Source organism: Stenotrophomonas sp. CC22-02 (assembly GCF_004365115.1).
Taxonomy (GTDB): domain Bacteria; phylum Pseudomonadota; class Gammaproteobacteria; order Xanthomonadales; family Xanthomonadaceae; genus Stenotrophomonas; species Stenotrophomonas forensis.
In genome coordinates this window covers 3,819,813-3,832,490 of sequence record NZ_SOCO01000001.1, presented here as the reverse complement: position 1 = coordinate 3,832,490, position 12,678 = coordinate 3,819,813, and the positions used below count along the sequence as shown (strand labels likewise).

General features: G+C 68.0%; 10 protein-coding genes. 6 read left to right on the top strand and 4 right to left on the bottom strand.

The window, feature by feature from the left end:
- Positions 1-101: 101 nt before the first annotated feature.
- Together mgtE and N440_RS17530 are read left to right on the top strand one after the other, a co-directional pair.
- Positions 102-1,472, top strand: a complete 1,371-nt coding sequence (mgtE, locus tag N440_RS17535; protein WP_053451136.1) for a magnesium transporter — start codon at positions 102-104, stop codon at positions 1,470-1,472.
- A gap of 83 nt (positions 1,473-1,555) precedes the next feature.
- Entirely contained in the window at positions 1,556-4,282 is a 2,727-nt protein-coding gene (locus tag N440_RS17530; protein ID WP_133935896.1) for a bifunctional acetate--CoA ligase family protein/GNAT family N-acetyltransferase, read from the top strand.
- A 24-nt stretch (positions 4,283-4,306) separates the two neighbouring features.
- On the opposite strand, the gene N440_RS17525 is transcribed toward N440_RS17530, so the two are convergent.
- Positions 4,307-4,687 (bottom strand): YbjQ family protein, encoded by a 381-nt coding sequence (locus N440_RS17525; protein ID WP_006475882.1) that lies wholly within the window; start codon positions 4,685-4,687, stop codon positions 4,307-4,309.
- 159 nt (positions 4,688-4,846) lie between these two features.
- On the opposite strand from N440_RS17525, the gene N440_RS17520 reads away from it, so the two are divergent.
- Positions 4,847-5,569, top strand: a complete 723-nt coding sequence (locus tag N440_RS17520; protein ID WP_133936052.1) for an alpha/beta hydrolase — start codon at positions 4,847-4,849, stop codon at positions 5,567-5,569.
- 99 nt (positions 5,570-5,668) lie between these two features.
- On the opposite strand, the gene dkgB is transcribed toward N440_RS17520, so the two are convergent.
- Positions 5,669-6,478 (bottom strand): 2,5-didehydrogluconate reductase DkgB, encoded by an 810-nt coding sequence (dkgB, locus tag N440_RS17515; protein ID WP_133935895.1) that lies wholly within the window; start codon positions 6,476-6,478, stop codon positions 5,669-5,671.
- A gap of 86 nt (positions 6,479-6,564) precedes the next feature.
- Entirely contained in the window at positions 6,565-7,779 is a 1,215-nt protein-coding gene (locus N440_RS17510) for an MFS transporter (protein WP_133935894.1), read from the bottom strand.
- Between the two features lie 106 nt (positions 7,780-7,885).
- Here N440_RS17510 and N440_RS17505 point away from each other — a divergent pair, with 106 nt between their 5' ends.
- On the top strand, positions 7,886-8,788 hold the full coding sequence (locus N440_RS17505; RefSeq protein ID WP_133935893.1) for a LysR family transcriptional regulator: 903 nt from the start codon (positions 7,886-7,888) through the stop codon (positions 8,786-8,788).
- A gap of 161 nt (positions 8,789-8,949) precedes the next feature.
- Here N440_RS17505 and N440_RS17500 read toward each other — a convergent pair whose 3' ends face one another.
- Complete coding sequence (locus N440_RS17500; protein WP_133935892.1) at positions 8,950-11,070, bottom strand: methyl-accepting chemotaxis protein; 2,121 nt, start codon at positions 11,068-11,070, stop codon at positions 8,950-8,952.
- Positions 11,071-11,254: 184 nt separating this feature from the next.
- On the opposite strand from N440_RS17500, the gene N440_RS17495 reads away from it, so the two are divergent.
- Both N440_RS17495 and N440_RS17490 read left to right on the top strand, forming a co-directional pair.
- On the top strand, positions 11,255-11,710 hold the full coding sequence (locus N440_RS17495) for an Rrf2 family transcriptional regulator (protein ID WP_133935891.1): 456 nt from the start codon (positions 11,255-11,257) through the stop codon (positions 11,708-11,710).
- The gene (locus N440_RS17490) at positions 11,700-12,605 is read left to right on the top strand and encodes an NAD(P)/FAD-dependent oxidoreductase (RefSeq protein WP_133935890.1); all 906 of its coding nucleotides are present in this window, start codon (positions 11,700-11,702) and stop codon (positions 12,603-12,605) included. The genes N440_RS17495 and N440_RS17490 overlap by 11 nt, the downstream gene beginning before the upstream one ends.
- Positions 12,606-12,678 lie beyond the last annotated feature (73 nt).

Here is a 12,678-nt window from a genome sequence, read left to right as displayed (position 1 = left end):
AAGTCGACCTCGTTCGACGCCAGCGATGGCCACCGCCTGACATCGGGACGGTTTGCCTGCGTTGGCGTTGCGCGAGGTCGCACCCCCACAAGGCAGAACCGATGAACCAGAAGCAATTGCTGCGCGCAGGGGCCGATGCTGCTGCCCTGGCCGCACCCCTGGCGAACTACAACACCGCCGACGCGGTGGAGTTCCTCAATACGCTGGAGCTGACGCGCGCCGCGGACACGCTGGCAGCGCTGCCGTTGCCGCGTGCGGTGAAGATGCTCGAAGCACCGGAGCTGCACCGCAGCGGCGAGCTGGTGGCCGCGTTGCCGCCGGCCCGCGCCGCCGCCCTGCTCGGGCTGATGGCCGACGACCGTGCCACCGACATCGTGCACGAGCTGGACGAGGACGAGCGCGCGCGGTTGATCCCGCTGCTGGGCACCGATGCGCGCCAGGCCATCCAGAAGCTGCTGAGCTACCCGCCCAACACCGCCGGCGCGCTGATGACCACCGAGTACGTGGCGGTGCCCGCCAGCTGGACCGTGGCGCAGACCCTGCAGCACATCCGCCAGGTCGAGCGCACCCGCGAAACGGTGTACGCGATCTACGTTCTGGACCCGGCCAGCCAGCACCTCCAGCAGGTGGTGACCATGCGCCGGCTGATCACCGGGTTGCCGGAGGAATCGATCCTGGACGTGGCCCAGGTCAATCCGCCGGTGACCGTGGACGCGCTGATGGACCAGGAAGAAGTGGCGCGGTTGATCCGCCGCCACGACCTGCTGGCGATCCCGGTGGTCGACGCGCAACAGCAGATGCTCGGCATCGTCACCGTCGACGACGTGCTGGATGCACTGATCGAGGAGTCCACCGAGGACGCGCACAAGTTCGGCGGCATGGAAGCGCTGGACAAGCCGTACATGCAGATCGGCTTCCTCGAGATGCTGCGCAAGCGCGCCGGCTGGCTGAGCGTGCTGTTCCTGGGCGAGATGCTCACCGCCAGCGCGATGCAGCATTACGAGGACGAGCTGGCACGCGCGGTGGTGCTGACCCTGTTCATTCCGCTGATCATGAGCTCGGGTGGCAACTCCGGCTCGCAGGCCACCTCGCTGCTGATCCGCAGCCTGGCGCTGCGCGAACTGCGTCTGCGCGACTGGTGGAAAGTGGCCCTGCGCGAGATCCCGACCGGCATGGTGCTCGGCGCCATCCTCGGCTGCCTGGCCATCGTGCGCATCGTGATCTGGCAGCTGGGTGGCCTGCACGACTACGGCGAGCACTGGATCCTGCTGGCGATCACCATCGGTGCGGCGCTGGTCGGCATCGTCACCTTCGGCTCGCTGTCCGGCTCGATGCTGCCGTTCATCCTGAAGCGCCTCGGCTTCGACCCGGCCAGCGCCTCGGCCCCGTTCGTCGCCACCCTGGTGGACGTGACCGGCCTGGTGATCTATTTCAGCATCGCCGCGATGATCCTGCACGGCACGCTGCTGTAACAAAAAGGGGACGGAGGGGATTAAGTCGTTTGTGCCACAAACGACTTAATCCCCTCCGTCCCCTTTTTGGGTACCGTAGGCGCATGAGTACCTACCATCTGCAGTCTGTGTTCCGTCCGCAGTCGGTCGCGGTGATCGGTGGCAGCCCGCGCGAGCGCTCGGCCGGCCGTGCGGTGATGCGCAACCTGCGTGGTACCGGCTTTCCCGGCAAGGTCGCCTGGATCAACCCGCGGCATGCCGAGATCGATGGCATCCGCACGGTCAAACGGCTGAAGGATCTGGACTGGGTGCCCGACCTGGTGGTGATCACCGCGCCGGCGGCGATCGTGCCGCAGGTGGTGCGCACCGCCGCCGAGCGTGGCGTGCAGGCGGCGATCATCCTCACCGCGCACCTGGGCGAAGGCCCCGGCTCGCTGTCGGCGCAGGTGGAGGCGGTGGCGCGCGCGCACGGCCTGCGCATCCTCGGCCCGCACTGCCTGGGCGTGATCGCGCCGCATGCGCGGCTCAACGCCAGCATTGCGGCGCATTTCCCGCAGGCCGGCGACCTCGCGCTGATCTCCGAATCCTCGGCCATTGCCGCCGCACTGGTGGAGTGGGGCGTGGCGCGCTCGGTCGGTTTCTCTGCCGTGGTCTCGCTGGGCGACACGATGGATGTCGACTTCGGCGATCTGCTCGATTACTTCGCCACCGACTACCGCACCCGCGCCATCCTGCTCTATGTCGAGCAGATCAAGGACGCGCGCAAGTTCATGTCGGCCGCGCGTGCCGCCGCCCGTGCCAAGCCGGTGGTGGTGGTGAAGTCGGGCCGCGCCGAACGCGTGCAGCCGGGCAGCCGCGATACCCATGTGCAGGCGCTTGCGCGCGCCGACGATGTCTACGGCGCGGCGTTCAACCGCGCCGGCCTGCTGCGCGTGGGGGCGCTGGACGAACTGTTCACCGCCGCCGAGTCGCTGGGGCGGCTGGGCACCTTCCCCGGCCGGCGCCTGGCCATCCTCAGCAACGGCGGCGGTGTCGGCCGTCTTGCAGTGGACCAGCTGATCGCACTGCGGGGCACGCTGGCCAACCTGTCCGACAGCACCATCGAAAAGCTCGACGCGGTGCTGCCGCAGGGCTGGTCGCGCAGCAATCCGGTCGACATCGTGGTCGATGCCGACGGTGACCGCTACGCCGCGGCCATCGAAGCGCTGCTGGCCGACAGCGAGAATGACGCGGTGATGGTGGTCAACGTGCCGACCGCGTTCACCTCGTCCGCCGATGCAGCGCAGGCGCTGACCCGCACGCTCGGCCTGCGCCCGCGCCATCACCGCGACAAGCCGGTGTTCGCGGTGTGGCTGGGCAACGACGACCAGGCCACCGCCACGCTCAACGCGGCGCGGGTGCCGACCTATCCGACCGAGGCCGAAGCCGTGCGTGGCTTCCAGCATCTGGTGCGCTACCGCGAAGCGCAGAACGCGCTGATGGAAACGCCGCCCAGCCTGCCACAGGATTTCAATGTCGATGCGGCGGCCGCGCGCGCGTTGGTCGATGCCGCACTGGCCAACGGCCAGCAGTGGCTGGACCCGCTGGCCACCCACGAACTGCTCAAGGCCTATGGCATTCCGTCCGCACCGGTGATGCACGCGCGCGATGCGCACGAGGCGATGGACCTGGCGCAGCCGCTGCTGGAGCGCGGCGCCAGCGTGGCGTTGAAGATCCTGTCGCCGGACATTCCGCACAAGTCGGAAGTGGATGGCGTGCGCCTCAACCTGGGCACGCTGCCGGCAGTGCAGAGCGCGGCCAATGCGATCCTGTCGCGGGCCCGCCAGCTGCGGCCGGACGCACGCATCGATGGCCTGCTGGTACAGCCGACCATCGTCCGCCCGAAGGCACGCGAGCTGATCGTCGGCATTGCCGACGACGCCACGTTCGGCCCGGTGATCGTGGTCGGTCGTGGCGGCACTGCGGTCGAAGTGATCAACGACAAGGCGTTGGCACTGCCGCCGCTGGACCTGCGCCTGGCCCATGAACTGATCGGCCAGACCCGTGCCTCACGCATCCTCAAGGCCTACGGTGACGTGCCGGCCGCCGACGAGCGCGCGCTGGCGCTGGCGTTGGTGAAGCTAGCGCAGCTGGCCGCCGACATCCCCGAAGTGCGCACGCTGGACATCAATCCACTGCTGGTCGATGGCAAGGGCATCCTCGCCCTGGATGCGCGCGTCGCCATTGCGCCCTCGCGCATCCTGCACAAGGGCCGCGGCCATCCGCGTTTCTCGGTGTTCCCGTACCCGAAAGAGTGGGAGCGCACCATCGAACTGTCCGACGGCGGCCGCGCCTTCGTACGGCCGGTGCGGCCGGAAGACGACGCGCTGTTCCGCGCGTTCTTCGCCCGGGTCAGCGACGAGGACCTGCGCCTGCGCTTCTTCCAGTCGGTGAAGCACTTCAGCCACGAATTCATCGCGCGCCTGACCCAGCTGGACTACGCGCGCTCGATCGCACTGGTGGCGATTGAACCGCGCAGCGGCGAGATGCTCGGCGCGGTGCGCCTGCACGCCGACGCCGATTACCACCGCGGCGAGTACGGCATCCTGATCCGCTCGGACCTGAAGGGCCACGGCATCGGCTGGCGGCTGATGGCGATCATGATCGAGTACGCCAAGTGGCTGGGCCTGGATGTGGTCGAGGGCCAGGTGCTGCGCGAGAACAGCACCATGCTGGCGATGTGCCAGAGCCTGGGCTTCAAGACCAAGCTGGACCCGGACGACCCGACGGTGATGATGGTGACCCTGCCGGTGCAGCAGGTCGAGGTGCCGGAGGTGCCCCCGGTGGCGTGAATCACGCCCGGCGGCACACCGGCCTCAGCGCAGGGGTTCCACCACCACCGCCGTGCCATAGCACAGCACCTCGGTCAGCCCGGTCATCACATCGGTGGCGTCGTAGCGCATGCCGATGATCGCGTTGGCGCCCAGTTGCCGCGCGTGCTTGACCATGTCGCGGTAGGTTTCCTCGCGGGCCTGTTCGCACAGTTCGGTGTAGATGGTGATGTTGCCGCCGAACAGGGTCTGGATGCCGCCCAGGAAGTTGCCGACGATCGAGCGCGAGCGCACGGTGATGCCACGCACCACGCCGAGGTTGCGCGCCACACGGTAGCCGGGCAGCTCGAAGGCGGTGGTGACCAGCGAATCGTCGAAGCGCAGCGCCGGAGGGGAGGGGATGCCGCTGTTGTAGGGGTCTGCCATGGTCGCGTCCGTGTCGTAGAGTCGAGCTTGCTCGACTGCCAGCCAGACAGTCGAGCAAGCTCGACTCTACGGCGGGAAGCAGTCGAGCAAGCTCGACTCTACAACCCAATGGCCCGATGCGGCATGGCTCCGTCACCGTACTGGCGCGACAATACCGCCATGACCGACCGCATTCCCCTGCTGCTGCTCCCCGGCCTGCTCAACGATGCCGAGCTGTGGCGCGCCCAGCTGGCCGACCTGGCCGATATCGCCGACTGCACGGTGGGCGACCAGACCCGGGGCGAAACCCTGCAGGCGGTGGCCGAAGACGTGCTGGCGCAGGCACCGGAGCGGTTTGCGCTGGCCGGCTTCTCACTCGGTGGCTTCGTCGCCCAGCAGATCCTGCGTATCGCTCCGGAGCGGGTAGTGCAGCTGGCATTGATCGACACCTCGATCCATGCCGATTCGCCCGAGCGCGCCGAACAGCGCCGCAGCCAACGTGCCAGCGTGCGCCTGCCGGGGAAATTCCATGGCTTCGGTGATGCACTGATGTGCAGCTACATCGATGCCTCGCGGCTGGACGACTACGTGCTGGTTCAGCGCGTGCGCGACATGACCGCGCGGCTGGGCGCCGAAGTGTTCCTGCGCCAGAGCGCGCTGGAGCGCCGCGATGGGCATGACGTGCTGGCGGACTACCGCGACCCGCTGCTGATCGTGTGCGGTGCCAACGACCGCATCACGCCGCTGGCAGTGGGCCAGGAAATGCACGCGCTGGTGCCGCATTCGCAGCTGGTGGTGGTGCCCGATTGCGGGCACCTGGCGCCGATGGAAAAGCCGGATGAGGTGAGCGCCGCCATGCGTAGCTGGTTGCTGCAGGACGAGAAACAGCCCCGCCTTTGGTAGGTGCCGACCTTGGTCGGCACGCTGTTTCAACGATCGATCACAGGTCAGTGCCGACCAAGGTCGGCACCCACCGATTCGGTGCCGCAAACACGGTCGGGATCAATCCCAGGCCGGGGCGATGCCTTCCGGGTTGGCCAGGCGCTGGCCGCGGTCGAGCTTGGCGATCTGCGCCATGTCTTCGTCGGTCAGGCGCACGGCCGCCGCTTCCAGGTTGGCCGCCAGGTTCTCGCGCTTGGTCGACGACGGAATGACCGAGAAGCTCTGCTGCAGCGCCCAGGCCAGCGCAACCTGTGCCGGGGTGGCCTGGTGGCGGCCGGCGATGGCCTGGATCACCGGGTCCTTCAGCACTTCGCCATAGGCCAGGCTCATGTAGGCGGTGATGTGGATGCCATTGTCCTGCAGGAACTTCACCAGCAGGCGGTTCTGCAGGTACGGATGGATCTCGACCTGGTTGGTGGCGATCGCGTCGGCACCGAGAATCTCGATCGCCTTGCGGGTCTGCGCGATGGTGAAGTTGGAGATGCCGATCTCCCGGGTCAGTCCCTGCGCCTTGGCTTCGGCCAGTGCCGGCAGGTATTCCTCCATCGGCACGTCGACCTTGTCATTCGGCGACGGCCAGTGGATCAGCGCCAGGTCGACGCGGTCGGTGCGCAGTTTCTCCAGGCTGGTGCGCAGGCTGGCCAGCAACGCATCGTGCTTGAACTCGGTGATCCACACCTTGGTGGTCAGGTACAGATCGTCGCGCGGCACACCGGATTCGGCGATGGCCTGGCCGACTTCGGCTTCATTGCCGTAGATCTGCGCGGTATCAACGGCGCGGTAGCCGACCTCCAGCGCGTTGCGCACCGAGTCGATCACGGTCTGGTCTTTGAGGCGGAAGGTGCCGAGGCCAAAAGCGGGGACAGTCATGGAAAGCTCCAAGGGGGGAGGGACCAGCAGAGGAAAGAGGGTAGGCCACGTGCCGTATGCATGCCGGCAACGGTGCATTGCATGGATCAATGCGCGGTGGCGGCAATGCCGTCGGCGCGCGGGTCGATACCATCGCGACGGTCCAGGCGACCACTGAGCGCGGTCAGCGCGTAGGCGCCAACCACCACCAGCGCACCCAGCCACGGCGTGTGCATCAGGCCGATGTGCTCCACCACCAGGCCACCCAGCGAGGCGCCCAGGGCGATGCCGATGTTGAATGCGGCGATGTTCAGGCCCGAGGCCACATCGGTGGCCTGCGGCGCATAGCGCTGCGCCTGCTTGACCACGTAGACCTGCAGGCCCGGCACGTTGCCGAAGGCCACGGCCCCCAGCGCCAGCACCGTCAGCAGCATCAGCACGCTGTTGGAGGCGGTGAAGGTGAGCACGAACAGCACGATGGCCAGCAGCGCGAAGATGCGCTTCAGTGCCGGCACCGGGCCCAGGCGGTCGGCGAGGCGACCGCCCCACAGGTTGCCGATCGCCACCGACACGCCGTACACCAGCAGCACCAGGCTGACCGCATTGGCCGAGAAGCCGGTGACGTCCTGCAGGATCGGCGCGAGGTAGGTGAAGGCCAGGAAGGTGCCGCCGTAACCCAGGGCGGTCATTGCATAGACCAGCAACAGGCGCGGCTGGCCCAGCACCGCCAGCTGCTGGCGGAAGCTGGCCGGCGCGCTCTGCGGCAGGTTGCGCGGAACGAACAGCAGCGCGCCCAGCAGGGCGATCACGCCGAGGCCGGCCACGGCCAGGAAGGTGGCGCGCCAACCCAGGTGCTGTCCGATGAAGGTACCCAGCGGCACACCGGTCACCAGTGCCACGGTGAGCCCGGTGAACATGATGGCGATGGCACTGGCGGCCTTTTCCTTCGGCACCACCGCGGTGGCGATGATCGCGCCGATCGAGAAGAACACGCCATGTGCCAGGCCGGTGAGGATGCGTGCGGCGATCAGCGAGGTGTAGCCCGGCGCCATGAAGGCGATGACGTTGCCGAGGGTGAACAGCACCATCAGCGCCACCAGCAGGGTCTTGCGCGGCACGTGGCCGGTCAGCGCGGTCAGCACCGGCGCACCGATGGCTACGCCCAGTGCATACAGGGAAACCAGCAGGCCGGCCGAGGGCAGGCTGACCTGCAGGTCGGCGGCAATGGTCGGGATCAGGCCGACGATGACGAATTCGGTGGTGCCGATGGCGAACGCGCCGAGGGTCAACGCCAGCAGGGCGAGGGGAATGCCACGGATCATGACAGGGTCCAGCAGGGGAAGAGGCTGCGCAGTCTGCGCCGCCATCTCTGGCCGAAAAACCGGTCTTCACGCCAATCACTCTTGCCGTGCAGTCAATAATGGCGGCATGAAGACGACGCTTGATGAAATGCAGGCCTTCCTGGCGGTGATCGACAGCGGTTCGATCAGCGCCGCCGCCGAGCAGCTGGGGCAGACGCCGTCGGGCGTGAGCCGCGCGCTGGGGCGGCTGGAGGACAAGCTGGGCACCACGCTGCTGACCCGCACCACCCGCCGCTTGCACCTGACCGCCGAGGGCGAGGCGTACCGGCGCCATGCGCGCGCGATCATCGATGCGGTGGAATCGGCCGAGGAACAGATGGCGGCGCGCCGCGAGCGCCCGGCCGGGCGCCTGCGCGTGGACGCGGCAATGCCATTCGTGCTGCACGTGATCGCGCCACTGGTGGCCGGTTATCGAGAGCGCTACCCGGACGTGCAGCTGGAGTTGAACAGTTCCGACCGCTACATCGACCTGCTGGAACGGCGCACCGACCTGGCGATCCGGATCGGACCGTTGGCCGACTCCACTTTGCATGCACGGTCGCTGGGCCGCTGCAGGCTGCGGTTGGTGGCCAGCCCGGCCTATCTGGACAGGCTGGGCGAGCCGAGCACGGTCGCCGCGCTGGGCCAGCACACCCTGCTTGGTTTCAACGAGCCGGAATCGCTGAACCGCTGGCCGCTGGCCGGGGAGTCGGAGGGATTGCTGCTGGTGCGACCGGACATCGCGGTGTCCAGTGGCGAGACGCTGCGCCGGCTGGCGGTGGAAGGGGTGGGCATCACCTGCCTGTCCGACTTCGTCACCGATCGCGACCGCGCCGCCGGCACGCTGGTGCCGGTGCTGGCCGCGCAGACGCTGGAGGTGTACCAGCCGATCCATGCGGTGTACTACCGCAACACGGCGGTGTCAGCGCGGATCAGCTCGTTCCTCGATTATCTCGGTGAAGCGATGGCGCAGAGCGATTACCTGCGCTGAGCGTTGCCGCCGGGTTGCCGGCCAGCGGCCGGCACTACCACAGGCTCCGGTGGGTGCGGACCGTGGGTCCGCACTGTTCTGCCGTCGCCCGACCCACGGTCGGGCGCTACCCATGTCCGCGTTCCACGGTAGTGCCGGCCGCTGGCCGGCAACCGGATCAATCAGGCCGCACGTTGCAGCGCATCCTTTGCCGCTGCCGTTGCCGACAGGTCAAACACATCCACGGCGTCGATCAGGCGGTTCGCCTGCTGCTCCAGGCTGCGTGCAGCGGCGCTGGCCTCTTCCACCAGCGCAGCGTTCTGCTGGGTGGTGCCATCCATCTGGATCACGGTCTGGCTGACCTGCTCGATGCCAGCGCTCTGTTCCTGCGACGCGGCGGAGATCTCGGCCATGATGTCGGTCACGCGCTGCACCGAGGCCACGATCTCGGCCATGGTGTCGCCGGCCTCGCGCACGCGCTGCGCGCCGTGCCCGACCTGTTCCACCGACGCTTCGATCAATGACTTGATCTCCTTCGCCGCAGCGGCCGAACGCTGCGCCAGCGTGCGCACCTCACTGGCGACCACGGCGAAGCCCCGGCCCTGTTCACCGGCGCGTGCCGCTTCCACCGCAGCGTTCAACGCCAGGATGTTGGTCTGGAACGCGATGCCATCGATCACGCTGATGATCTCGGCGATCTGCCGCGACGAGGTCTCGATCGCGCCCATCGTCGCCACCACCTGGCCGACCACGCTGCCGCCCTGCGAGGCGACGCTGTGCGCGCCGATCGCCAGCTGGTTGGCCTGGCGTGCGTGCTCGGCATTCTGCCGTACGGTGGATGTCAGCTCTTCCATCGAAGCGGCGGTCTCTTCCAGGTTGGCAGCCTGCTGCTCGGTGCGACGCGACAGATCGTTGTTGCCGGCGGCAATCTCCGCCGCCGCTGTGTGGATGTTGCCGGAGGCGTGCTTGATGTCTGTGACGATCGTCGCCAGCTGGGCGGCGGTAGTGTTGGCGTCGCCGGCGATGCGGGCGAACACGCCCTGGAAATCACCGTGCATGCGTGCGCCGAGGCGGCCATCGGCAATCGCGCGCAGCATGCCGGAAACCTCACCGAGGTTCAGTTCGGTGGCCTGCATCAGCCGGTTCAGGCCGTCGACCATCGCGCGGAAATCATGTTCGAAGCGCGCGCTGTCGCCGCGCTGGCTGAAGTCGCCGGCGGCGGCGGCTTCGGCCAGGCGGCGGATCTCGCCGTTGATGGTGCCCAGATTGGCCTTGGCGGTATCCAGCGCTTCGGTGATCACCGCCTTCTCGCCGGGCAGGCGTTCCATGTCCTGGCTGAGGTCGCCGATGGCATAGCGGCCCATGATCGCGATCGCGCGCATCTTCACCTGGATGTGCGCATCCACCAGCGCGTTGCTGTCGGCCACCATCTCGCCGAATGCGCCGGGGAAGGCGCTGGCATCCATGCGATGGCTGATGGTGCCGGCCTCGTGCGCCTGCGCCATCGCGCCCTGTGCGTCCAGTACGCCGCGCAGCGTGGATTGCACCGCCTGCATCGCCTGCGCGAGGCGGCCGATCTCATCGCGGCTGCTCACCCGCACCACGTGCTGCAGGTCGCCAGCGGCGACCGCGCGTGCGGCAGCTTCCACCGCCAGCACCGGCTGCACCACCGCACGCCGCAACCACCAGGCCAGGCCGATCAGCAGCAGCACCGCGGCCAGCACGGTCAGCGCCGCGCACAGCAGCAGGGTCTGCCGCGCCTGCTGCGAACGCGCCGCCAGTGCCGCCTCGGCCACCTGCGTGGCCTGCGTGCTCAGCGCATCCAGTGCGGTGGCCACCGGACGATCCTTGCCACGCACCAGGGTGTCGCCAGCGGCGGGATCGTAGCCGGCGGCGGCGAAGGCCTGCAGCGCGGCGTGATAGTCCTTCTGCAGCTGCGCATGCAGGCCGATGAAGGCCTGCGCCTGCTCGCGCGTGCGCGCATCCGGGCTGCTGGCAAGGCCTTTGGCCAGCTGTTCGACCAGACGGCCTTCGCTGTCGAAGGCCTCCAGGTGACGCTGACGCAAGGCATCGTCGTGCCCGCGCAGCAGCACGTTCTTCCATTCCTGCACCTGGCCGCGGAACTCGCGCTGCAGGCGTTCGGCATCGCGGCTGTGCGCGACTTCGGGCGGGACATCGGTGGACAGCTTCAACCAGGCGGAAGCAAGACCTGCCAGGGCGCACAACAGGACTACGGCCAGGCCAACGGAAACCGCGCCGAGCAGCTTGGACTGCAGGCGGGGTGCACGGACAGACGCATTCATCGGAAGGGGCTCTCGGGAAGGGGCGATGCGGTATCGACCGGTTTCGATCACCTCTGAAGTGCGACGTTGATCACATTCGCGTTTCGTTTAGCGAAGTGAAGGGAACGTTTCATAGGACAAATGTGTCCAGATGGAACAAAAGCAGACTCTGGACAGGGGATTTAAATGTAACTATTGTTGTTACATGAAATCCGCGAACCCGCTTTCCGATGCCCTGCACGTGATGGCGCATCTGGTCGGCCAGACCGCACCGCGCACCTCCGAACAGCTGGCGTCGTGCCTGCCGACCCATCCGGTGGTGATCCGGCGCCTGCTGGCGCAGCTGCACAAGGCCGGCCTGGTGCACAGCGCACGCGGCCATGGCGGCGGCAGCCAGCTGGCCCGTGACGCCGCCACCATCACCCTGCACGACATCTATCTGGCCGTAGGCGCGCCGCCGCTGGTACAGGTCGGCGCCCGCGATTCCGGCGGCGGTTGCCCGATCCAGCAGCTGGTCAACAGCGCCCTGCTGGAGGGCGCACGCGAGGCGCAGCGCCTGCTCGAACAGCGCCTGCAGGCAGCCACGCTGGACCAGCTCGGCGCCGATTTCGCCCGCCATCTCGCCCATCACCGTTCCCTGGAAGGTCACCATGAATCCTGATGTGCTCATCGTCGGTGGCAGCTATGCCGGCATCGCCGCCGGCCTGATCCTGGCCCGCGCCCGTCGCCCGGTCACGATCATCGACGCCGGTTCGCCGCGCAACCGCTTCGCCAGCCATTCGCACGGCGTGCTGGGGCTGGATGGTGTCAGCGGCGCCGAGCTGCTGAAAACCGCACGCCAGCAACTGCTGGACTACCCCAGCGTGCGCTGGCTGCACGCCGAAGCGGTGCATGCCCGCAGCACCGCCGAGGGCGTGGACGTGGAAACCGCCGACGGCCAGGTGCTGGCCGCACGCAAACTGCTGCTGGCCAGCGGCATCGCCGACCAGCTGCCGGACCTGCCCGGCCTGGCCGAGCGCTGGGGCAGCACCGTGCTGCACTGCCCCTACTGCCATGGCTATGAAGTCGGTGGCGGTGCGATCGGCCTGCTCGGTGGCCATCCGATGTCGGCCAGCAAGGCGCCGCTGTTCGCCGACTGGGGCAATGTCACCTTCTTCAGCCAGGGCCTGCCGATCACCGATGACGAACGCGCCGCCATGCAGCAGCGTGGCGTGCAGATCGAGACCTCGCCGGTACTGGGCGTGCAGGGCGACCAGCCGAGCTGGCTGGAAGTGGAACTGGCCGATGGCCGTCGCGTCGCGCAGCGGGCACTGTTCGTGCCGGCCACCCAGGCGATGGCCACGCCGCTGGTGCAGCGGCTGGGCTGCACGTTGGCCGAGAGCCCGCTGGGCGTGTTGATCGAGGTCGATGCGCTGAAGCAGACCTCGGTGCCGAACGTGTATGCCGCAGGCGATGCGACCACGGTCGGCAATATCACCCTGGCCACCGCCGAAGGAGTGCGCGCGGGCATCGGCATGCATCATGCGCTGGTGAGCGAAGACAGCGTGCCGCGCTGATCGGGCTTGTTCTGTAGATGCCGACCCTGGTCGGTGCCGTTCCATCCACGCATGGCGTGGATCTACTGCACCC